Source organism: Vibrio japonicus, from assembly GCF_024582835.1.
Taxonomy (GTDB): domain Bacteria; phylum Pseudomonadota; class Gammaproteobacteria; order Enterobacterales; family Vibrionaceae; genus Vibrio; species Vibrio japonicus.
Map to the genome: position 1 here is coordinate 1,312,685 of NZ_CP102096.1, position 22,235 is coordinate 1,334,919.

General features: G+C 43.2%; 20 protein-coding genes and 2 tRNA genes. 12 read left to right on the forward strand and 10 right to left on the reverse strand.

All coding sequences use genetic code 11. The features are described from left to right. The first annotated feature begins 105 nt into the window (after nucleotides 1-105). From iolB to NP165_RS06235, 6 genes are all read left to right on the forward strand, one after another. Complete coding sequence (iolB, locus tag NP165_RS06210; RefSeq protein WP_257085449.1) at nucleotides 106-930, forward strand: 5-deoxy-glucuronate isomerase; 825 nt, start codon at nucleotides 106-108, stop codon at nucleotides 928-930. Between the two features lie 179 nt (nucleotides 931-1,109). Beyond that, the gene (locus tag NP165_RS06215) at nucleotides 1,110-1,565 is read left to right on the forward strand and encodes a methylglyoxal synthase (protein ID WP_257085450.1); all 456 of its coding nucleotides are present in this window, start codon (nucleotides 1,110-1,112) and stop codon (nucleotides 1,563-1,565) included. A 508-nt stretch (nucleotides 1,566-2,073) separates the two neighbouring features. Further along, nucleotides 2,074-3,243 (forward strand): iron-containing alcohol dehydrogenase, encoded by a 1,170-nt coding sequence (locus tag NP165_RS06220; protein WP_257085451.1) that lies wholly within the window; start codon nucleotides 2,074-2,076, stop codon nucleotides 3,241-3,243. 543 nt (nucleotides 3,244-3,786) lie between these two features. After that, the gene (locus NP165_RS06225) at nucleotides 3,787-3,951 is read left to right on the forward strand and encodes a hypothetical protein (RefSeq protein WP_257085452.1); all 165 of its coding nucleotides are present in this window, start codon (nucleotides 3,787-3,789) and stop codon (nucleotides 3,949-3,951) included. A gap of 10 nt (nucleotides 3,952-3,961) precedes the next feature. Continuing rightward, complete coding sequence (locus tag NP165_RS06230) at nucleotides 3,962-4,180, forward strand: hypothetical protein (protein ID WP_257085453.1); 219 nt, start codon at nucleotides 3,962-3,964, stop codon at nucleotides 4,178-4,180. A gap of 838 nt (nucleotides 4,181-5,018) precedes the next feature. Continuing rightward, nucleotides 5,019-6,533 carry a CoA-acylating methylmalonate-semialdehyde dehydrogenase gene (locus NP165_RS06235; RefSeq protein WP_257085454.1) on the forward strand — a complete coding sequence of 505 codons (1,515 nt, stop codon included), beginning with the start codon at nucleotides 5,019-5,021 and terminating at the stop codon, nucleotides 6,531-6,533. Between the two features lie 552 nt (nucleotides 6,534-7,085). On the opposite strand, the gene NP165_RS06240 is transcribed toward NP165_RS06235, so the two are convergent. Continuing rightward, a tRNA-Val gene (locus tag NP165_RS06240) sits at nucleotides 7,086-7,162 on the reverse strand. 30 nt (nucleotides 7,163-7,192) lie between these two features. Beyond that, a tRNA-Val gene (locus tag NP165_RS06245) sits at nucleotides 7,193-7,269 on the reverse strand. Between the two features lie 332 nt (nucleotides 7,270-7,601). On the opposite strand from NP165_RS06245, the gene NP165_RS06250 reads away from it, so the two are divergent. Next, on the forward strand, nucleotides 7,602-8,453 hold the full coding sequence (locus NP165_RS06250; protein ID WP_257085455.1) for a DNA ligase: 852 nt from the start codon (nucleotides 7,602-7,604) through the stop codon (nucleotides 8,451-8,453). A gap of 3 nt (nucleotides 8,454-8,456) precedes the next feature. Here the strand turns inward: NP165_RS06250 and NP165_RS06255 are convergent, their stop codons facing one another. Both NP165_RS06255 and NP165_RS06260 read right to left on the reverse strand, forming a co-directional pair. Next, a complete protein-coding gene (locus tag NP165_RS06255; protein WP_257085456.1) occupies nucleotides 8,457-9,452 on the reverse strand; it encodes a DUF3080 domain-containing protein in 996 nt (331 codons plus the stop codon). 107 nt (nucleotides 9,453-9,559) lie between these two features. After that, complete coding sequence (locus NP165_RS06260) at nucleotides 9,560-11,014, reverse strand: MATE family efflux transporter (protein WP_503169886.1); 1,455 nt, start codon at nucleotides 11,012-11,014, stop codon at nucleotides 9,560-9,562. A 78-nt stretch (nucleotides 11,015-11,092) separates the two neighbouring features. Between NP165_RS06260 and NP165_RS06265 the strand changes: the two genes are divergently transcribed. Further along, complete coding sequence (locus tag NP165_RS06265; protein ID WP_257085458.1) at nucleotides 11,093-11,707, forward strand: riboflavin synthase subunit alpha; 615 nt, start codon at nucleotides 11,093-11,095, stop codon at nucleotides 11,705-11,707. Nucleotides 11,708-11,778: 71 nt separating this feature from the next. Here NP165_RS06265 and NP165_RS06270 read toward each other — a convergent pair whose 3' ends face one another. Beyond that, complete coding sequence (locus tag NP165_RS06270; protein ID WP_257085459.1) at nucleotides 11,779-11,982, reverse strand: CPXCG motif-containing cysteine-rich protein; 204 nt, start codon at nucleotides 11,980-11,982, stop codon at nucleotides 11,779-11,781. 123 nt (nucleotides 11,983-12,105) lie between these two features. Continuing rightward, on the reverse strand, nucleotides 12,106-12,972 hold the full coding sequence (locus tag NP165_RS06275) for a fructosamine kinase family protein (protein ID WP_257085460.1): 867 nt from the start codon (nucleotides 12,970-12,972) through the stop codon (nucleotides 12,106-12,108). A 323-nt stretch (nucleotides 12,973-13,295) separates the two neighbouring features. On the opposite strand from NP165_RS06275, the gene NP165_RS06280 reads away from it, so the two are divergent. Continuing rightward, nucleotides 13,296-13,640, forward strand: coding sequence for a DUF3802 family protein (locus NP165_RS06280; RefSeq protein ID WP_257085461.1), 345 nt, complete (start codon nucleotides 13,296-13,298; stop codon nucleotides 13,638-13,640). Here the strand turns inward: NP165_RS06280 and NP165_RS06285 are convergent. Beyond that, a complete protein-coding gene (locus NP165_RS06285) occupies nucleotides 13,637-14,161 on the reverse strand; it encodes an NlpC/P60 family protein (RefSeq protein ID WP_257085553.1) in 525 nt (174 codons plus the stop codon). The genes NP165_RS06280 and NP165_RS06285 overlap by 4 nt on opposite strands. Before the next feature lie 142 nt (nucleotides 14,162-14,303). On the opposite strand from NP165_RS06285, the gene NP165_RS06290 reads away from it, so the two are divergent. Then, the gene (locus NP165_RS06290) at nucleotides 14,304-16,337 is read left to right on the forward strand and encodes a methyl-accepting chemotaxis protein (protein WP_257085462.1); all 2,034 of its coding nucleotides are present in this window, start codon (nucleotides 14,304-14,306) and stop codon (nucleotides 16,335-16,337) included. Between the two features lie 30 nt (nucleotides 16,338-16,367). Here NP165_RS06290 and NP165_RS06295 read toward each other — a convergent pair whose 3' ends face one another. Further along, complete coding sequence (locus NP165_RS06295) at nucleotides 16,368-17,156, reverse strand: sterol desaturase family protein (protein ID WP_257085463.1); 789 nt, start codon at nucleotides 17,154-17,156, stop codon at nucleotides 16,368-16,370. 148 nt (nucleotides 17,157-17,304) lie between these two features. Between NP165_RS06295 and NP165_RS06300 the strand changes: the two genes are divergently transcribed. Then, nucleotides 17,305-18,042 (forward strand): tRNA-uridine aminocarboxypropyltransferase, encoded by a 738-nt coding sequence (locus tag NP165_RS06300; protein ID WP_257085464.1) that lies wholly within the window; start codon nucleotides 17,305-17,307, stop codon nucleotides 18,040-18,042. 152 nt (nucleotides 18,043-18,194) lie between these two features. Next, a complete protein-coding gene (gene nagK, locus NP165_RS06305; protein ID WP_257085465.1) occupies nucleotides 18,195-19,103 on the forward strand; it encodes an N-acetylglucosamine kinase in 909 nt (302 codons plus the stop codon). Nucleotides 19,104-19,183: 80 nt separating this feature from the next. Here nagK and NP165_RS06310 read toward each other — a convergent pair whose 3' ends face one another. Both NP165_RS06310 and NP165_RS06315 read right to left on the reverse strand, forming a co-directional pair. Further along, entirely contained in the window at nucleotides 19,184-21,658 is a 2,475-nt protein-coding gene (locus NP165_RS06310) for a putative bifunctional diguanylate cyclase/phosphodiesterase (protein ID WP_257085466.1), read from the reverse strand. Nucleotides 21,659-21,919: 261 nt separating this feature from the next. Next, the gene (locus tag NP165_RS06315) at nucleotides 21,920-22,186 is read right to left on the reverse strand and encodes a DUF2960 domain-containing protein (RefSeq protein WP_257085467.1); all 267 of its coding nucleotides are present in this window, start codon (nucleotides 22,184-22,186) and stop codon (nucleotides 21,920-21,922) included. Between the last annotated feature and the right edge of the window lie 49 nt (nucleotides 22,187-22,235).

Here is a 22,235-nt window from a genome sequence, read left to right on the forward strand (position 1 = left end):
CGATCTTTATCATTGTTTTTGAAATCTTCATTTCATATTATGGATTAAATTGAAATTTAAAACCCGCTTGGGAAGTGCACATTAATACGCATAAGGAACAGTTGAATGTCTAATCTACTATCGAAATATCAAGCGTCTCCATCTGACGGTTGTACTCAAAACATTACCCCAGAAAATGCTAATTGGGGATATGTTGGATTTAAAGCTTATGAGTTAAAAGCAGGCGAAAGCCTTTCTCTGCCAGCTTCAGAAGTAGAGACTTGCCTGGTACTGGTTGCTGGTAAGGCAACTGTCGTGACGGACTCGGAAATATACGAGAATATTGGTGATCGCATGTGTCCATTCGAGCGCAAAAAACCTTATGCAGTTTATGTGACACCAAGTGATAACTGTGAAGTGAGGGCATTGACAGATATTGAGCTGGCAGTGTGTACCTCTCCAAGTAAAGGCACTTATCCTACTCGTTTGATAGCACCAGAAAATATCGATGCTGAAGCGAGAGGCGTTGGTAACAACAAGCGCTATGTTCACAACATTCTACCTGACTATGCCGAAGCAGACACATTGCTGGTTGTGGAAGTTTACACTGACGAAGGTTGTACAAGTTCATTCCCGAGCCACAAACACGACACGGCAAACGAGCCAAATGAGACTTATCTTGAAGAGACGTATTACCACCGACTAAACCCAGAGCAAGGGTTTGTTCTGCAACGTGTTTATACCGATGACCGCTCATTAGACGAGTGTATGGCTGCTTATAACAAAGATGTTGTGAAGGCACCGAAAGGGTATCACCCTGTTGCGACTATTGCGGGATACGACAGCTACTACCTCAATGTTATGGCCGGCCCTTCACGTAAGTGGTTATTTACTTGGGAAGAAGACCATAACTGGGTTAATGGCCCAGAGTATGCGGAAAAACATGGTTAATCTGTGTTGGAGCAGGGCGACTTTGTCTCGGGCTCCAACTGAATCACGAAGAATAAGTTCGCCCCAGAAGCCATGATTTTCATGGCTTCTTTGCTCTTATCAATAATAAAAATACCCACTAACGATGGCTGAGTGAACACCTGCTTAGCACTCCCTTTTACTTTTAGAAGAAGACTGTTATGGATACGACAACTCGAATCATACCTGCGAGTAAACATATCGCGTTAGTTGCGCATGATAACTGCAAGGCCCAACTCCTGAAGTGGGTTGGTGCAAAACAAGAGCAACTGAAACCTCACACACTTTATGCCACTGGTACTACGGGGCATATGCTCCAGAAGAATACCGACTTAACCATTATTAGCATGATTAGCGGTCCAATGGGCGGCGATCAGCAAATTGGAAGCCTCATATCTCAAGGGAGTCTGGATATGCTGATCTTCTTTTGGGACCCGCTAAACTCGGTTCCACATGATCCCGATGTTAAGGCGTTACTTCGTATTGCCAGTGTGTGGAATATTCCTGTTGCCACAAATCAAGCGACGGCGGATTTTTTGTTTGCATCTGAGTGTATGTCGGGAGAAGTGGAAATCGAAATCCCTGATTATGAAGAATATTTGAGTAACCGAACCTAGACTTTTCCTCAGACCCTGAATAAGAAAATCGGTTATAGGAAATTTTACATAGTTTGCTGCGCTTAACATGAAGACTTCTGTATAACTGGCCATCATGTACGTTCCGGCAGAAAACAGAGCAGCAACTAATGCCAAAATAGGTGCTAACCAAATGACTGACATGCCTCGGTACGCGAGCTACATCAACAAAACTAACGACAGCAATATGCCCAATATTCCAACGTCCACGGTAATCTCCAATATGCAATAACATTCCACCTCCAAAGTATGATTAAATTGAAATATTGATTTCATTACAAATAAAGTAAAAGATTGAGTTCATGTAGGAAAATCATCCAATGCATTGATCAAAGACAGTAAAATAATAGATAAAGTGTATTTAGCCTGTTCATCCCTCACATAAAATGAAAAATAAATTTCAATAAGTTTGTTTCGAATGGTACGTTTAAGGACAAGTATTTCATCTACTCTTAGACTTCACGATCAATGTAATGATTAAGGAAATAGAATGAGCGCACGAATCGTATTACCAAGGATTATGCATGTAGGCAAAGGGGCATCACTTCAGGCTTCGGACGTAATGGCGAGCGTAGGTGCATCTCGTCCGTTAATTGTCACCGATAAGATGATGGTTCAACTAGGTTATGTAGCAAAAGTTCAAGAGGTGCTCATTGCCCAGGGCATAGAGGCTTCCGTATTTTCTGATACGATTCCAGAGCCGACAGTAAGCTCAATCGAGGCCGGTGTAAAAATGGTGCGTGAAGGTGGATTTGACTCCATTATTGCTATTGGTGGAGGAAGCCCAATCGACAGTGCCAAAGCCATCTCAATTGTTGGTAAGTTTGGTGGGCAAGTAAGAGATTACAAATTCCCTCGTGATGTTAGTGAAGCAGGGCTTCCGATCATTGCCATTCCAACGACTGCAGGTACTGGCTCAGAGGTCACTCGCTTCACGGTGATTACAGACGATCTACATGACGAAAAAATGTTGTGTTCCGGTCTTGGATTTATGCCTATCGCTGCGCTGGTGGACTACGAACTAACTATGTCACTTCCTCCACGTGTCACTGCTGACTGTGGCCTGGATGCGCTGACTCACGCAATTGAAGCGTATGTTAGTCAAAAAGCGAACCAGTTCTCGGACACTCAAGCTCTGATCGCGATGGAAAAAATTGGTAAGAGTATTCGTCAGGCTTATCACAATCCAAAAGATGAGGCCGCTCGCTCTGATATGATGTTTGGCGCAACCTTGGCTGGAGTGGCATTCTCTAATGCATCAGTAGCATTAGTGCATGGTATGAGCCGACCGATTGGTGCGTTTTTCCATGTGCCTCATGGCCTATCAAACGCAATGTTGCTACCCGCTATCACCGAGTTTTCCATTCCAAGCGCTGAACAACGTTATGCGGAGTGTGCTCGCGCTATTGGTGTTGCCTCTCTCTCTGACACCAATGAGATTGCATGTAAGAAGTTAGTCAATGAACTGCGTGCACTAAATACAGAGCTATCCGTTCCTACACCGTCTCAATATGGTATTGATAAAGAACGCTTCTTTGATCTTCTATCCACCATGGCGCAACAAGCACTGGATTCTGGTTCACCAGGTAATAACCCTCGCGTTCCTTCTTTAGAAGAAACTATCGAGCTTTACAAAACGGTTTGGAACGAAGGCGAATAGAATAGTCCGTAGTCGACAATCGATTGCCAACTAAGTCTCACTATTTCAGATCATGTAACGCGCTCTTCCAAATGGCTTTCTAGTAGCTGAAGAGCGCGTCTTTCACCCTAAACCTGCTTACTCTTGCCTAACTTACACTCACTGCTTTACCACTCAAGTATTACTTCTCTTTACTCGTTGAGAGACGGTGCTTTCCTGCAGTTCTCTCCACTTATAAACAAACTTTTCGTTTCAAGCTCGCTCAATTACGTAATGTATTTTTCTTACAAGAAGGCATTCCGGCATATTTTGGGCTGAGCGCTTACATAGCCTGACATTTTCTAGCTGAAAAGAGCTTTGTTTTCGTTGTCTTGAACGCTTTGAAACATAGCCTCGGTAGGCTTTAAATTCAATTGTCCAATAAATTCAATTGATTATGCGCTGGTGTGGAAATGTTTGTTTTATTTGACTGTAATTTTAAAATACACATTGCATTTCGTGTGAGCTGGATCTATATTTACTCCTGTTGATGTAGGAAACTTACAAACATTTGGAGAATAAATTATGTACGCAGCTATCGCATATAATACTTACTACATGGTTAAAGACGCGCGCGAGAATCAAGCCGCTTCAGAAGTAGAAGCAGTGAAGACAGAGAAAAAGCGTTTTTCATTTATGGCATTTATCAAAAAAGCAGTACCAGTACCACAAGCAACCCAAACTTTATGAGGATAATGAAATGTACGGAGCAGTCGCTTACAACGCGTACTACATGGTAAAAGACGCGGAAGAAAACCCAGAAACAAATAGCATTAAGATGAAAGCGGACCAAAAGTCTTTAAAGCTTCTCTTCAATGAGTTTGTACAAAACAACATGCCGATGTTGACTAATAGTGACGGTAGTGAGTTTTATTTTCTGTTACTCCTGGTGACATCAGTTACAGTGCTACATATATAAAAGGCAATAAAAACAGCTAATTAAGTGGTTTTAAATCTAGAGGTACATGAAAAGCTTACTTCGCATTTTGTCAGCAGTTTAATAGATAAACAGGCAGTAATACTTCGCGGGAATAGTGGAAAGTTGAGTAGTCTACCCGACTAGGGTGTTAAGGCGAGTCTCAAAGCTGGTGGCACTATGACCAAAGGACAGCACAACAGTCAGGTGAACCAAAACGCCAATGTTAGTGTTGATGATGAACTTAAATTACCACCAGATAGAAGCAGCAGGGCAGAATAGTGGCACAGTCCGCTATGAAATACTGGATGTACTACGAGAAGAATCATAACGTATCTCACCCAAAACATGACTCGCCAGAGTTTATTCATTTCCAATTTAATCAAGGACGTTCCTGCTGTCAGTCATTGTGGCAAGCACCAACCACTCACATTGAATTAAACGTTCTGACTTCAGTGTACAGACTCCACGAATACAGCGTTTCAGTCGTTTGCTAACCCGCACCTAAGAAGTGTCCTTATTTCAAAATACTTTCCGTGATTCTTAAATATTACCCTTTACTCCCTTAGAGAAGCCAACGTAGTTGTAAAGGACTTGCTCTGTTTCTAGCTGACGTATGTTTCTTTTTGTGATCTGGCGTTTTAAAAGATAAAATTAATTTTTCATATATATTGAAAATGAAAAATTAATTTCATAGAATGATTTCGTTCGATAATGAAAAGCAAACCTGACATCAATAAACGAAGCTGAATTTGACGTTAGAAACCGCTTTTTAAAACAGAAATAGCCATAAGTACAACGCGAAACAAGTCGCTCAGTCAGTCTAAAATAGGAGTTGGTCATGGAGACTATTCATAACTATATCGGTGGAAGCATTCAGGAAAGCCAAAGCGGCAAATTTGCTCCAATTTTTAACCCAGCTACTGGTGAACAAATTCGCCAAGTCGTCCTTAGCTCAAAGAGTGAAACGGAACTGGCAATTGAATCTGCTGCTAAGGCATTTCCTGCATGGTCGAAAATGCCGCCATTAAAACGTGCTCGAATCCTATTTAAGTTCAAAGAGTTAATGGAAGCTAATATGGACAAGCTTGCCAAAACGATTTCTACTGAGCACGGAAAGGTTTACTCAGATGCAATGGGCGAGCTAACTCGAGGCCTGGAAGTGGTTGAGTTTGCTTGCGGCATTCCTCATCTTCAAAAGGGTGAGCATTCAGCTAACGTGGGTACTGGTGTTGATAGCCATTCACTGATGCAACCACTAGGCGTTTGTGCGGGCATTACTCCGTTTAACTTTCCTGCGATGGTTTCAATGTGGATGTTCCCTATTGCACTTGCGACTGGTAACACATTCGTTCTAAAACCGTCAGAAAAGGATCCAACAACTTCTTTGATTCTGGCTGAGCTACTTTCTGAAGCGGGCCTTCCTGACGGCGTGTTTAACGTAGTGAATGGCGATAAAGAGTCGGTAGATGTACTACTAACTGACCCACGTGTTCAAGCGGTCAGCTTTGTTGGCTCAACACCAATTGCGGAGTACATTTACTCAACGGCATCGGCACATGGTAAACGTTGCCAGGCTTTGGGCGGCGCTAAAAACCACTGTATCTTAATGCCAGATGCAGATTTGGATATGGCAACGAATGCGATTATCGGTGCGGCGTTTGGTGCGGCTGGCGAGCGTTGTATGGCTCTTTCCGTGGCAGTAGTCGTTGGTGACGAAACAGCGGATCACCTTATCGATAAACTACGTACTGGCGTTGATAAAATGACCATTGGCCCTGGTATTGTTGAGGGTAAAGAAAACGATATGGGCCCGGTAATTTCTCAAATTCACAAAGAGAAAATCATTGGTTACATCGACTCAGGTGTAGAGCAGGGGGCAGATCTGCTTATCGATGGTCGCTCTTTAAGTGTCGATGGTTTTGAAAATGGATATTTTGTGGGTCCAACGTTGTTCGACAATGTGTCACCAGAGATGACTATCTATAAAGAAGAGATTTTTGGCCCTGTGCTTGCGATTGTTCGTGTTCCGGATTTTGAAACGGCTATCCAACTGGTTAACCGCCATGAATATGGCAATGGTACGGCAATCTTCACTCGTGATGGTGAAACGGCTCGTCAGTTTAGTGAAAATGTCCAGGCTGGCATGGTAGGTATCAATATCCCAATCCCAGTACCAATGGCATTCCACAGTTTTGGTGGTTGGAAACGTTCTGTTTTCGGTCCATTAAATGTGCACGGTAATGATGGCGTTCGTTTCTACACAAGAATGAAAACAGTATCTAGCCGCTGGCCTGCAAGTGATGTTCGCTTGGAGCAACATTCAAGCGCATTTAATATGCCCACATTAGGCTAATCAAACTTTTTAACTATTTGGTAGGGGCCCTAATAGGTAAGCGCGTGGCAGAGCGCGCTACCTTTTTATTTTTTGCTGGCGAATAGCCAGCTTTTTTTTATAAAAAACACTCCTCAAATGGCTTTGATGCGTAATTCAATTACATTTAATCAGGAACTTACGATCTGATCGACTATATGCGTATGAGTTGGGTTTACTCTTATGCAGTAAGTTTTTAATCTTCTTGTGCACTGATACGGTCAGAGTTACTTTCCATGAAAGTCGATAAAAATAGCGACTCATATTTTTATCGACATTAAAAATTAGTCCTGATTTTGGCATTTGGCCACCGCTTTAGTCATTGGACAATTTTCGTTCGGTTACCTAAATGGACACCGGATGGTCACCGCGCACTTTTTGAGAGTTTTGTGATTTTTCGAGAATGAATAAATGAGAATGAAAATGCGATTTACATTTAGAAGTAATAGGGGAGCAGGGTATTTATTTTTGTTAAAAAGATAGATAGTTCAGATACAACAAAGCCAAGCTAAATGCTTGGCTTTGTTTTAAATTTGGTGGGTCCGGGCGAACTCGAATCGCCGACCCCTACCATGTCAAGGTAGTACTCTAACCAACTGAGCTACGGACCCAAATTTAGTGTTCTTATCCATAAGAAGGAATGGTGCGTCTGAGTGGACTCGAACCACCGACCCCTACCATGTCAAGGTAGTACTCTAACCAGCTGAGCTACAGACGCATTCCTTAAGAACGGGGAGGATATTACCGAGAGTTATTTGCTCGTGCAAGAGCAATTTACATGAATTTCATCTGTTTGGTTTATATCTGCTCTAAATGGTGCGCTTTTATTCAGTCTAATGCGGAAAATGTGCTTTAAATCACATGGCTACAGTGGGGGAATTGGTGATTTTCATTCTGTTTAGGGTAGTGAAGGTCGTCACGAATGCGAGAACACATACATAAATCATCCACAAAACAACTAGATCTAACTCGTATAGGTTGTGTTATAGCATTGCGCCTCTAAACGAATTAAAAGCACTATGGCAGGGAATGATACGAGCTGAGTTTAATATGCAATTTCACCTTTCTAAACTGTCCATCTTTATTGTTTCGGTTTTGTTCCCTGTGACGGATTTGGCGTACGCAGACACACATAGCATGCCAGTGACACTCGCTAAAAATTACAGTAATGACGTTGATGTTAAAGACTACTGGGTGAGTGAGAAACTGGATGGTATACGCGCAATTTGGAATGGAAAAAAGTTGCTCACCCGTAATGGTGTCGAGATTAAAGCCCCCTCATGGTTTACCCAGCCGCTCCCTGACTATCCTCTAGAAGGTGAACTTTGGGCGGGAAGAGGAAAATTTCATCTTGTTCAGCAGACGGTACTGGATCAAACTCCGATAGATAAAGCATGGAAACAGATTGATTTTATGCTGTTTGATATGCCGCAAGCCGCAGGGGATTACACAAAGCGATATTACAATATCGTCTATTTCACCAGAGTGGCGAAGTCAGATCACATTAAGTACATTGAGCATCTTCCCGTCGAAACCGAGCAAAGCCTTTACGACTATCTTGATCAAGTTGATGATAAAAAAGGCGAGGGTCTCATGCTACGCAAAATCACTAGCCGATATCAGGCTGGTCGTAGCAATGACCTGGTGAAATTAAAGAAATTCCAAGATGCCGAAGCATTAGTGATTGGATACAAAGGGGGCAAAGGGAAGTATCGCGGCCAGATGGGTGCGTTGCTGGTGCAGTTGGAATCTGGGCAGCAGTTCTACCTGGGTAGTGGCTTTAACGATCTTCAACGACAAGATCCACCAAAGATTGGCACAACCATTACTTTTCGTTACAACGGCTACACGCAAAACGGAGTGCCTAAATTTGCACGATTTATTCGTGAGCGCGTTAATTAATCTCTATCTGCTTGGGAGCGCTCCACATCGCGCAAACAACGATTTCCAATAGTCGACGTGGGCAGAAATCGATTGGCGAAATTGAGCATGGTAAGCCTGTATTGGGTAACGAAAGTTAGGGTGCGCAGATTGAGTAAAGCCAATCATGGGCTCGATGCGTAAATAGACGCTGTCTAATTTGGCTAAATACGCCTGAATGTCTTCGATAAATAGCTGCTGAAATACATTTCTTAAATACTTGAACTTGGTGGTATCGCGGGACTGTCCGCAAATAATCCTTTCATCGTACGTTTTAAGTTGTTGAGTAATCGTGTTGAGTTTAATGCTTGCATTGAGCATTGAATAACTGAGTTCACCTATTGCGGGTTCTTTTTCTAACACTTCTTGATAGGGTACAACACTGTTTAAGGTGTTAGTGAATGTCACTTCACTTGTCGTGTGCCAGGCGGCATCTATTTGGTTGATGGCTTGTAACAGGGTAGAACTGATGGATGCATTGTCTGCGTTTATCCATTCATAAGCGGTGAGCTGAGAACGCATGGCATCACTTGTGTACACTAAGTTGCTGAAATGCATGGGAAGTTGATTACGCTTTGTGGATGCAAGTTGAGTTAGCTGCGCTTTCAAAGCCGGTGAGAGCGCCTCATTTAATAGGCAGCGATCAATCCCATAAATGAGCTGTACCTGATAATCAAAGTTTCGAAATTGATCTTGCACTTTTCCTAGTACGGAATTCTTTTCTGCGATGAGATTGAACAGTTCGCACTTTCTCAACTCATAGCTGTCGAGTAAGCCAATCGTGACGAGAGGAATGTCGAAATTTAAATCTCGTTTCGTCGGTAAGAGAATATTGGTATTCGTGTTGAGCGGAAGGGGCTCGGCGTCTTGCACATTAGCAATTCGGTTTAGGTAGGTAGAAAATTTAGCGTCCACAGGATGAGTCGCCCAATCGCAACCGGAAATTAGAAAACTGAACAGTAAAATTAACGTCCTACGCATCTTCATCATCATTTGATAGCTAATGTAATAATCTTATGCACCGTAAAGAAAAAGGCCAGCAAACTGACCTTTTTGATTGGTTGGGATACTTTGTGTAGAGGCGAGCCTTATTTAGCGGCAAGTGTTAACTGGATATCATCCTCTTGTTTATGCATCCAGTGCAGTCGGATACCGAGCAGAAATGCTGCGGAGGACAAGCCGATAATAAATCCAATCCAAAATCCATGAGCGCCCATAGGTTCGACAATCCAATCTGTCATACCCAAGATGTAACCACTCGGAAGGCCCAAAATCCAGTACGCAACAAAGGTACGATTAAAAATGGCGGACATATCTTTGTAACCACGTAACGCGCCAGCGGCAACCACTTGTATGGCATCCGTTAGCTGGTACACCGCTGCCAAAAACAGCAGTTGTATCGCGATGTCGATGACGGCTCGGTTATCGGTATAGAGCAGTGCGACTTGTTCTCTAAATACAATGGTGAATAGCGCGGTAAAGCCGGCAAGAGCGACTGCCACGATAAGCCCAACGTGCGAGGCAATCTTAGCACCTTCGACATTTTGCTCCCCTAAACAGTGCCCTACACGGATACTCACTGCGGCACCAACACTCATCGGCAGCATGAAAACAAGCGAAGAGAAGTTAATCGCAACTTGGTGCGCAGCTACAATGAGGGGCCCTAAAGGCGCAACCATCAGAGCGACCACCGCAAACAGTGTCACTTCAAAAAATAGAGCAGCAGCAACAGGGAATCCTAACTTAAACAAGCGAACTAATGGCTTAAGTTGAGGTTTATGGAATTGACCAAATACATTGATTTTCGCCACGCGATCAGAGGTTAAGATGTACACCAGCAACATCAGGAACATGATCCAGTACACGATGGTGGTTGCGACGCCACATCCCACACCGCCTAGCGCTGGCGCTCCAAATTTTCCGTAGACGAAAATCCAGTTAAGTGGAATGTTAAGCAGCAGGCCAAAGAAGCCAATCACCATAGCGGGTTGAGTTAAAGACATACCATCTGTAAAGCTGCGCAGTGCCTGAAAGAGTAGAAAAGCAGGTACGGCCAGCATCACTGCGTACATATACCCGTTGGTCTTTTCTGCCATTAACGACTCAACCTCCATCAACTCCAAGATGTATTGAGTTTGGAAAAGCACAGCAATAATGGGAACAGAGATAAGCAATGCCATTGCGATGCCTTGTTGTATCTCAAAAGGGATCTTCTCTCGACGCCCAGAGCCATTCAGTTGGGCGACAACGGGAACCAAGGCCATCAGTAACCCGATACCAAAAAGAATCGAAGGCAACCAAATGCTGGACGCGATCGATACGGCAGCCATATCAACAGCACTGACACCACCAGCCATAACGGTGTCGACAAACCCCATCCCAGTTTGCGCTACAGATGCAATGAGCACGGGAGTAGCTAACTTAATGAGCTTGTTGGTTTCTTGTTTGTAACGATGCACGCATGAACTCCAAACGACGTGAAGGGCTCCTACTGACCTGAATCTAACGAGGGTAGAGGGATAGCCAATAGAGGAAATGAACAATTAATGTAAGCGATTGCTTTTGTATGGCATGATAAAGAAATCTTGATTTAAGCACCAACAAAAACTGACGGAATTTCTATGTTTACCGGAATTGTACAAGGCATGGCAGAGGTCGTAGCCATTGATAAGAAAGAAGCGTTTCAAACCCATACTATCAGACTGCCAGAGTCGATGAGTGCTGGATTAGAAATTGGTGCGTCTGTTTCTCATAATGGTTGCTGTTTGACGGTGACAAAAATAGCGGGTGAACACATTTCATTTGACCTGATGCAAGCGACGCTAAAATTGACAAACTTGGGTGCTTTGCAGATTGGCGATGTTGTTAATGTCGAGCGCGCTGCTAAGTTTGGTGATGAGATTGGTGGGCATAGCATGTCTGGCCATGTGAGTCTGGTTGCGACCATTTCAGACGTTATCGATACGCCAAACAATCGAACGATCTGGTTTGAACTACCTGAAGAGAGCATGAAGTACGTATTAGCCAAAGGTTATATTGGACTGGATGGCTGCTCTCTGACAATTGGTGAAGTCGAAGGCCGCCTTTTTTCTGTTCATTTGATCCCTGAAACACTGCAACGCACGCTGTTTGGAAAGCGAAAAGTGGGCGATAGGATAAACGTGGAATTTGATCCACAGACACAAGCTATAGTCGACACAGTCGAGCGAGTGCTTGCAGCAAAACACATATCTTAAAAGAGAGTGCTCTCGTAACCGGATGCTGGTTTAAAGCAGCATCCGGTATCCCTAGTTTGAGCGATTAAAGCTCAAAAAATCTGCTCATCATCCGCGTCAACTGACAGCTCTATTGTATCTAATTGTTCGTTCACCATCATATTGAAGTGGATGGCGTTACAGCATGCTGGACAATCTTCATAGAACTCTTGATTACCGTTTGAGGCATCCAGTGTGACGGCAATGGAATGACCACAGTGAGGGCAGGGTACGAATTTTTCCGTGTATTCTCGCATAATTCTCTACCTTCTCTTCTGATGAATTACTCCTCAGAGTCATAGAACATTTCCTTACTGTCATATTAATCATAAGTCTGAAATAAACGATTGGACAAAGAATTAATACAAATTCCGACTTTATTAGTACGACAATATCTTATTAATCAATACCTGAGACTGATCCAAATAGTGTCCACCAAACTGGTTATAGTGATTAAGCAAATGGTAAAGGTTGTAAATATCCTTTCGTTCAGTGTATTTGTAATCGAGAGGGAGAATGCTTTCATACCCTTGGTAAAATTCTGGCTGGAAGCCGCCAAACAACTCCGTCATAGCGATGTCACATTCGCGATCACCCCAGTAACAGGCAGGGTCAAAGCAGATTGGACCAAAAACAGATTGTGCCGCGTTTCCGTTCCATAAATCGCCATGTAAAAGAGAAGGGCGCGGTTGATGTCCTGCGAGGTGTTCATGGATTACTTCGATAAACTCGCTGATGTTAACAAGGTTGACTCCTTTCTCCTTGACTAATTGAAGTTGCCAACCAATTCTTTGTTCAGAGAAAAATCGTGCCCATTTTCGCTCCCATTTATTGGGTTGCAAAGTCTCACCAATATAGTTGTCTTGATCGAATCCGAACTCTTTTTGTTCTCCCCATTGATGTAACCGAGCCAACTGTTGACCAAACAAATAACTGTTTGAGTCGTCTTCAAGCGGTTTGGTTGGCAGGTAGTTGAGAACAATAAATGAATTGTTTTTGGACTGACCAGTAAAAATAAACTCAGGCACAGAGACCGTATTACTTTCACGTAGTATGCGGATGTTTTCTGCTTCGACTTCGAATTTAGGCAAAAATTCACGAGTGTTAATCTTAACAAAGTAGCGCTGTTCGCCGTCGGTTATCATGTAACATTCGTTAATATCACCCCCTGTTACTTTCGTCTTTTCGGTGATATCGAACGTGAACATAAGGGTCTCAGAAAGCTGTTGAGAAATGGCTTGCCACATACTTTTCCCCTGAACAATGAGCGGTATACACTAATTGTAGAAGAACAGCGGCGATGAAACTGACTCAGAGTGCAAAAAATTCAACGATTTAAAGAGAAGTTAAGACTGAGTTGATAAAATGTGAGGTGAATCGCGACTAAACTATTCTAATTACATAAGAATTCGAACCGTGTGTAAATGTGAGAATAGATTAGTAATTTGTCATTATTACATCTGTATCGAGGGTTTTGTCAGTAAATGACCTTGCATAAGTTGTTTAAAGCCTTTGATTTGACATAGTATTACCCTGTACTGTAACGACAACACAAGAATGGAGAGAAGCTGTGGTAGTAGAGACCGATGGGTATTTAGCTTTAATCGAACATTTAGCTTTTAATTTGGATATATTTACATCGGACAAGAGTGACACTGGATCAGAAAGTGTCGAAGATGTCGTTACCGATATGGTGGCCAGTAATATTATGGCCATTTTCGAGCAGAACCCAGACATGCACTCTAGCGTTAGATTTAAACTGCTAAAAGAAGCCGACTCTGTCGTTGAAGATCTGAGTGAGGTGCTAGCTGGAGTGTGGAGCAAGCCCGCGACAAACGAGCAAATTGCTTTTTTAGATGAGTATGTTGCGCTTTTGAAGAACTTATTTGATTCTGCTGTCGCACAGTCCTACTAACTCGACGGCAGATTACTTTCAGGTGGGGAAATCACCCGCCTGAAATGCCAGAATTTCGAAGCCCAGTAAGGGTTATCTAGCCTTGAGATCATCACGCCTTGAGATGTAGAAGCGTGCATGAATTGCTTATTGCCAATGTAGACTCCCACATGCCTCATGGTTCGCGTTGTTTTAAAAAACGCCAAGTCGCCCACTCTTATCTCTTTGTATTTTACCTGTTTGCCCATTTTTGATTGCATGTATGTTGTTCTAGGGAGCTCCATATCTAGGGCATCGCGATACGCTACCTGAACGAATGCAGAGCAATCAATGCCATTAAAACTGCTGCCTCCAAGCCTGTATGGCGCGCCTTCCCACGTTTTGTACACCTGCATCAATGACGCTTTTGTTGATAATTGAGGGGGAATCACTGCTGGTGGAACTTCGATCTGTTCGATTGGTGGAGCAGGTTCGTCAAATTGAGTTTCCGGACTCGAAGAACAGCCAAACAAAGCGGCCAGCATGATAGAAGCAGGAATCATACGCTTGAGTTTGTTAACGCTAATGTTTTGTTCTGTACGTGACTGTTTTGTAAGTAACTGTTCTTTTAGTGACATTGAACTGTAATATTTCCTAAATAGAATGACGGCTTTATAAACTTTTGTATGAAGTCTGCTGTTTAGAATGAAGAACAAAAATAATAAACCTTCTCTATCTCTTATCCAAACAATTAGTACCGTGTTTGTTACCATCACACTACTGGTAATTACACTTGCTGTCACTAGTATTAATGGTTTAGATAGGGTCGATACTCAATTTAGCAGTTTGTCGGATAAAGCTTTACCGCTAGCTATGACCAATGCAAAGCTCACTCAAACCATTCTAGAGCAAGTGAAGCAGTTAGGGTACGGTACACAGGTTGAATCCAGCGAAGAGTTAGAAGCGATCCGCGCTAAGATAGATCAACTCGTCGCAAAGACAAAGCAATCACGTAACCATGTTTTCGATATATCAGTAGGCTTTAACAACGCGCTTTCAGAGCAACAACAGCAAGAAATCAGCGCTAACATCTCAACGCTTTTCACGCTAACAGACAATATTCTGGATGTTCAGTCAAAACTACTGGTGATGCAACAGGGTATCGATTCAGAAGTGGCAAGCTTTCGTTATGGTCTAAGTTCAATGGGCCCGGAAATGAGCCGAATCAGTTCGTTCTTAGCCGTTGATAACCCAGAATCATCGGATGCCGCGAACCGCTTTATTGCCAGTGCATCGTCAATGGAAAGTACTTTTTTAGTACTTATGATGGAGTCTGACCTTGAAAAAGCGCAAAGTCATTACAAAGAAATGCGTAACCGTATTGCCGGTATTAATTTAGCGTTTGATGACTTTGAAGAGTGGCACCCAGATATTAATGAGTTTGCTAGTCTGACTGCACCATATGACATGGTCAAGACAGGCTTTGTAGAAAATGGTGTTTTAGATCAGCTTCTGCACAAGCTAGAGCTAACACAAATCCAAAAAGGTCAGGTTGCTCAAGCGGCAGTCGTAGCAAATAAGACGAATGACTTACTGAGCCGCGTATCATCAACCGCAGAAGGTTTGATTGAAGACAGCAAAACCGTCGTTAACGACACAATGAATCAAATGATCTGGACCATGATTATCAGCAGTGTGGTGCTTGTATTGATTATTGTGGTGACTTGGCTTGCGTTACGTGCGTGGGTGAATAGAGGGCTCAAAAACATACTGTCGAATCTGAATAACCTGACAGAACACGACTTTACGCAACATATTGAACTTCGCGGTCCGCTAGAGCTTAAAGAGGTCGCGCGTAAGCTAAACCAAGTGATTGACTCAACGCGTGAATCGATTTCTACGGTAACAAGAAACTGCGAGACACTCTATCAAACCGCGGAAATCAGCCATGGTGCGGCTGAAAAATCACGCTCAAGTTTAACTCAACAAAATGAATCGCTGGCTAGCATGATCACGACTATTGGCCAATTAGAAGCCTCTATCCGCGAAATCGCTACCGTAACCAATGAATCGTACAGTGAGTCTCAACGCGCGGCAGAGCACTCAAGTCATGGGGTCACCGCCATCGAGCAGAATCAAAAAAGACTGCAATCGTTGGAAAATACGCTGAACTTGAACGAAGCCTCGATGCTTGAACTCGATAGCCGTGTGAAGCAGATCAGTGAGATGGTCGATATGATTGCCGGCATCGCAGACAACACGAACTTGCTGGCGTTGAACGCAGCCATAGAAGCGGCTCGTGCGGGAGAGCAAGGACGAGGGTTTGCCGTTGTTGCAGATGAAGTGCGTAAACTTGCCAGCGATACTTCTGAACAAACAAGCAAAATACGTGACCGCATGAGCGAGTTGGTCACAGCGGCAGAGAAATCGCGTTCTGCGGTGACCGACACCAGAACAGAAATGACCTTTGCTTTGGAGTCTAGCGAACAGGTGAAGCACACCTTTGAAGACATCGCGAATGCTGTGTCTCAGATCCGTGAACGCGTTGAACAGATTACTGTCGCCACCGAAGAGCAAGAGAGAGCAACAGCGGAAGTCAGCCGTTCAATTACGCATGTTTCAGAGCAAGGTAAGCAGACCAACCTTCAGTTAGAGTCTATGGTGGAGAGTTCAGAGCAGGTGGCCGAGATCGCAGGGCATCAGCAAACGATGCTTCACAAGTACGAATTACACCACTAACAACGAAAACGGAGCTGAAAAGCTCCTTTTTTATTGTTCACGAAAGGGTTGGGTAAGCATTTTATCCAGCCTTTGCTCTTTTGTTTCACGAAATATAGGCAGACCGATAACCACCTTGTCGTGGCCAAGTTCGGGTTGGTCGATATACGTACCAAACGCTCTGTCCCAAATCGATAAGAAAAATCCGAAGTTTGAGTGCGTCTCGCGGGCAATAATCGAATGGTGTACGCGATGCATGTCGGGTGTCACTATCAAACGTCTTAGAAACGCATCGAACTTTAAAGGCAGTTTTGCATTGCTGTGATTAAACATCGCACTGGCATTTAAGATAATTTCAAAGACAACAATCGCGATGGGAGAAATGCCAAGGGCATAGACAATCGCAACCTTAATCCCCATAGAGAGTAATATTTCGATCGGATGAAAGCGAGTCCCTGTGGTGACATCAATGTCCTGATCAGCATGGTGCATTCGGTGCAATCGCCAGAGCCAAGGAATACGATGGAAAAGCACATGCTGCGCGTAGATGGCGCAATCTAACAACAGCACAGAGGCGATGAGCTCTACTGTAAAGGGGAGGTTGACTAAGTGAAAAAAACCTATGCCACTGTCGTTAGCTCGCATGGCTGCCTCAAACGCCATTATCGGCATCAGAAGGCTTAAACAGACGGAATTGAATGCGATTAACCCAAGATTATTCAACCAGCGATAGGCCTTGCTTTGAGTTAAGGTCTTTCTGGGCGTTACCCACTCCCAAATGCCGCAGAGAATAAGCACGGACAAAAAGAAACTAAAGCGAATGACATCTGGGTTTTGCATGTTGTGTGTCCCAATATGGTCGTGGCGACGTAGTGCAACTTACCTCTAAGTCATTCACCCTAAAATCACCGAGTTAGATGAGCATTATGCTTGCAACTCTCAAGATCGAGAGTACACTTTGCACCCTTTCCATTATCAATGAATCACGATGAGAGTCCACGCTTTTCACCGCCTATACCAAGACAGACTGGAAAAGTCGACCAAACCTTTCAATGCACGTGGGTGTAAGGTACAGCGTTGCCAGTATTGCCAAGTTTCAGAGATGCACTGTATTTGTGAGTACCAGCCGAAAATCGATACGAATATCGCGGTGATGTTGTTGGTGTCAGAGAATGAGGTGTTTAAGCCAAGCAACACAGGCAGACTGATTCTCGATACTGTCCAAGAAGGGTATGTGTATCAGTGGAGTCGCACCGAGCCATCGAAAGAAATGCTTGAGCTGATCAATCACGAACACTATCAGCCTATTGTGGTGTTCCCTGATGAGTATGTCGATGATTCGACACGATTGATCACCGGTAAAGCTCGTGATTACTGCGGACACAAAACGCCACTACTTATCTTTTTAGATGGTAGCTGGAGAGAAGCGAGGCGTATCTTCCGAAAATCCCCTTACTTAGATTCATTACCTGTACTGTCCATCAAGCCCGATTCTATCTCTCAATACATGATGCGACGCTCTGACAACGAGCAGCACCTTGCGACGGCTGAAGTGGCATCGCTCGTGTTTGCAGAACTTGATGATCAGCAAGCAGCCAATACGCTGACACACTGGTTTGCAGTGTTTAAAGAAAGTTATTTGCTTAGCAAAAGCCGTGGAAAGGTGGATGAGCAACGCCCTTCGCTTAACCAATACATTGCGATGCAAAAAGAGAGATTGCTCTAAAGTCCAGCAAATTGCGGATTAGGGAATAAGCATTTAGATAATTCACGAGACTAAATATGTCATCGGTCACGGATTGTAGGCGTAGCTATATGGATAATGAGTCAGTTTTTTATTTTTTACTTTTTTGATTTGAATATTCTGGGAGAGAGTTGATGTACTACGGTTTTGATGTAGGCGGTACCAAGATTGAATTTGGTGCATTTAACGAAAAACTAGAGCGTGTCGCAACCGAGCGCGTACCAACACCAACAGACGATTACCCATTGTTAGTCGACACCATTGCTTGCTTAGTGGAGAAGTACGACAACGAATTCTCATGCGAAGGCAAAATTGGTCTAGGTCTGCCGGGAATGGAAGACGCTGATGATGCAACCGTGCTAACAGTCAATGTACCCGCTGCAAAAGGCAAGCCTCTACGCGCGGATCTTGAAGCAAAAATTGGCCGCAGTGTAAAAATTGAAAACGATGCGAACTGTTTTGCGCTTTCTGAAGCATGGGATGAAGAGTTAAAAGACGAGCCATCGGTAATGGGTCTGATTTTAGGTACGGGTTTTGGCGGCGGTTTGATTTACGAAGGCAAGGTTTTTTCTGGCCGTAACCACGTTGCTGGTGAGTTTGGTCATATGCGTTTGCCGCTGGACGCTTGGTTCCATTTAGGCGAAAACGCTCCACTGCTAGGTTGTGGCTGTGGTAAAAAAGGTTGCTTAGACAGTTACTTATCTGGTCGTGGTTTTGAGTTGATTTACGAACACTACTTTGGTGAGCATAAGAAAGCGATTGAGATCATCAAAGCTCACGCAGAAGGTGAAGAAAAAGCCGTGGAGCATGTTGAGCGTTTCATGGAACTACTGGCTATCTGTTTCGCAAATATCTTCACTGCTAACGATCCACATGTTGTTGCATTGGGTGGTGGACTTTCAAACTTTGAGTTGATTTACGAAGAAATGCCTAAGCGCGTACCAAAATATCTCCTTTCAGTGGCTAAGTGCCCGAAAATCATCAAAGCAAAACACGGTGACTCAGGTGGTGTTCGTGGTGCGGCTTTCTTAAATATTAAGTAAGCTTACCCCATAAAAAATAAGAGCTTGCCCTAGGCAAGCTCTTATTGTTTCCGTTGTAGACGTTAACGCTGCATGAAACGTTATTGAAGTAGATTTATCGCTGTCTCAAATGGCGTTGGTTTACTGATGTAGTAGCCTTGGATAAAACGACAACCCATAGATTTGAGTAGTTGAAGTTGTTCCTCTGTCTCTACGCCTTCTGCAATAACATCTAGCCCCAGTTGATTAGCCAATAGCCCCACAGATTCTACCAGCACCGCATTGTTCTTATCGGTATCAATGTTTTTAATTAACGACCGGTCAATTTTCAGTATGTCTACCGTATTTTTCATCAAATTAGAAAAAGACGCATAGCCTGTACCAAAGTCATCAAGTGCGAGTCGAAGCCCGTTCTGTCTTAGATGTTTTAGCAATCGTTGAACTTCTGGCTTGTCTTCAAGAGGAATCGACTCTGTCACTTCGATGATAAAGTCATCGGTGCTCAATCCAGCTTCGTGTATGGTATTTAGGATCGATGAGTTATTAATCTCCTCATGATTGAGCTCTTCAATCGAGCGATTAATAGAGATCCTCATATTGGCGTGGCCAAGTTCTTTCAGCCTTTGCATATCGGTGCATGCAATATCTAATACCAGCTGGCCGAGATCACGGATATAACCCAATTCTTCGGCAATAGGGATAAACTCAAATGGAGAGATGACTTCGCCATTTTCTGTCCATCGCGCCAATGCTTCAAACTTAACGACTCTATTTTCTTGAATGTCGAAGATGGGTTGGTATTCAACGTGCAGTCTTTTTTCTGCGATGGCCATTTTTAGCAGAACGCCGAGTTTGTGCTTACGACTGATGCTTTGCTCCATCAAAGCGGAATACTTAATGGTGCTTGGTACAGGGCGCTTTTTTGCCTTATCAAGCGCATAGTAAGCCTGTGTGAGTGGGTGACATTCCGCAGCCGAGTACTCATGATTCGAATGCCCAATGTTGACAGAAAGTTTCAGTTTGCGTTGCTCTATCGCAAACTCTGCCTCTAACACCGTGCGAATACGTTCTGTAATAATGTCGATTTGTTCGTAGTAAGATTCACCGAGCGTCAGCGCAAACTGATCCGCGCCATAACGACAAATGTCAGAAGAACAAGACGAAAAGTGCTCTGTGAGGGTTTGCCCAACATGTCTTAGCACTTTATTCCCAAATGCTTCGCCATAGAGAGTATTTATTGATGAAAAACGGCAAATGTCGATCAGAACAACCATTTGATCAACGCGTTCATCTAAATTACGGATAAATTTGGTTCGAGTCATCAGTCCAGTAAAGTCACGCTTATTTTTATAGCGAGCTAACTGGTTTTGAATCATCTTATGTGCGGTCATGTCTTCAAAAATGGCGATATAGTTTGTGACTTTCCCGTCTATATCTTCAACCACGGATATTTGTAGCTTTTCTGGGTAAATCGCGCCAGATTTGGTTTTATTCCATATTTCACCCGACCAGCGGCCAGTGCTCTGGATACATTGCCACATCTTTTGGTAAAACTCCGCATCGTGAATGCCAGAACTGAAAATACGAGTGGATTGACCTTGTAACTCTTGTTCGTTATACCCTGTAATCTCTTCGACGCGGGCGTTCACTTTCATAATGTGGTTGTTCTGATCAGTTAACATGATGCCCCGATCAGAGAGCTGAATAATCTGATCCGCCACTGAACTGTTTAACTGGAGTTTTGAAAGGTCGGTAATATTTTTGATGTTACCTTCTATCTTTTCCAGTTCACCGAAATCGTTAAAGCGCTTGGAATAACGCATCTCTAGTTGCATGTTGGAATGACATTCTTTTTGTCGAACGATAAGTCGTGATACATCATCTTGGCACATCGTTTGAGAAATGAATTCCTGATATTGCGCATCACTTTTAAAAATATAGTCATTAAAGAAGTCTGAAAAACTGAGCTTTCTATCTGGCGAGATGTTGAACATGCGAGTCAGGTTGCTGGAATAGTAAAACAGGTTGTTTTTGACATTCCATGCCCACGAGCAGGTATCCGTAATCTGCTCAGAATAATCAAATTGCTGGAGTAGTTTGTTATTCTCTTTGGTCAATCTTTCTCGTAGGACAGAATTACCTATTAACACGCCAATAGTGATAAGCCAGTTTGAATCAAATTGGCTTTCATCAATCGGAGAATCAAACAGTAGAGCCAGTACACCAACGATCTGGCCATTTTTTGCTTGTAGTGGTACTCCGATGTAGCCTTCTGCATCAAGGTGTTGCAGGACTATGTCTTTAGGGAAGGATTGTTGGACGTCAGAAGAATACGAACACATGACTTCGTTGTTCATGACTTTTTCACAGGGGCTTCCTAACAGATCATAAGAGATGTTATCCAATCGCTTCCCTTGTGCTAAGTAAACAAGGGTGGTAGCGATATTTTTTTCTTGGTTATATTCCGCAACCAAACAGTGATCGGGAGCATACCTTGTATAGATTTCGTTTAAACATTGTAGGCTGAACTCCTCACCATCCTGAGCGTTGAATATTTTCTGTATAAGGGCTTTCATAAAAAGGCTTATATTCCGAATGTAATTGTTATATTTGTTTTTTGTTGTTGAGCTGGGCCTAAAATTAACAGCATTTTTTTTGCGTGTATATTGTTACAGTTGTATTAAACGCACAAAATTGTGAAAAAAGCGGTTACATGAGATTAAATATGAGACTAGGGAGTGTGACTGGCTGAGAATTAGCCAAGCATTGCAGTATAGAAGAATACGGTGTGAGACCCACGCTCTACATAATGGCTATGAGAGCGTGAAGTCGACGTGTTAACGGTTCTTTTCACCAACGCCGCGGTTTTCTTTTTGTTTTAGCGTGAGCTTTTCAAAACCTAACTTTCTAAAATGGTTATCACGATAATTACGGACAGCTTTGGTATCGGATACCGCTTCAATTTGCTGTTCCATTTTCAGGTAATTTGAAATATCGATCCCTTCTGCTTCAGCAACGGCTTCATGGATATTACGGTGTTGTTCGTAAGAAAAAGTGAGTGTTTTGTCTTCACCTTTGTAGGTGTAAAGGATGGTGCGAGCCATAGTGTTTCTCATACAGTTCAAATAAAGAGGCCAGCGATGCTGGCCTCAA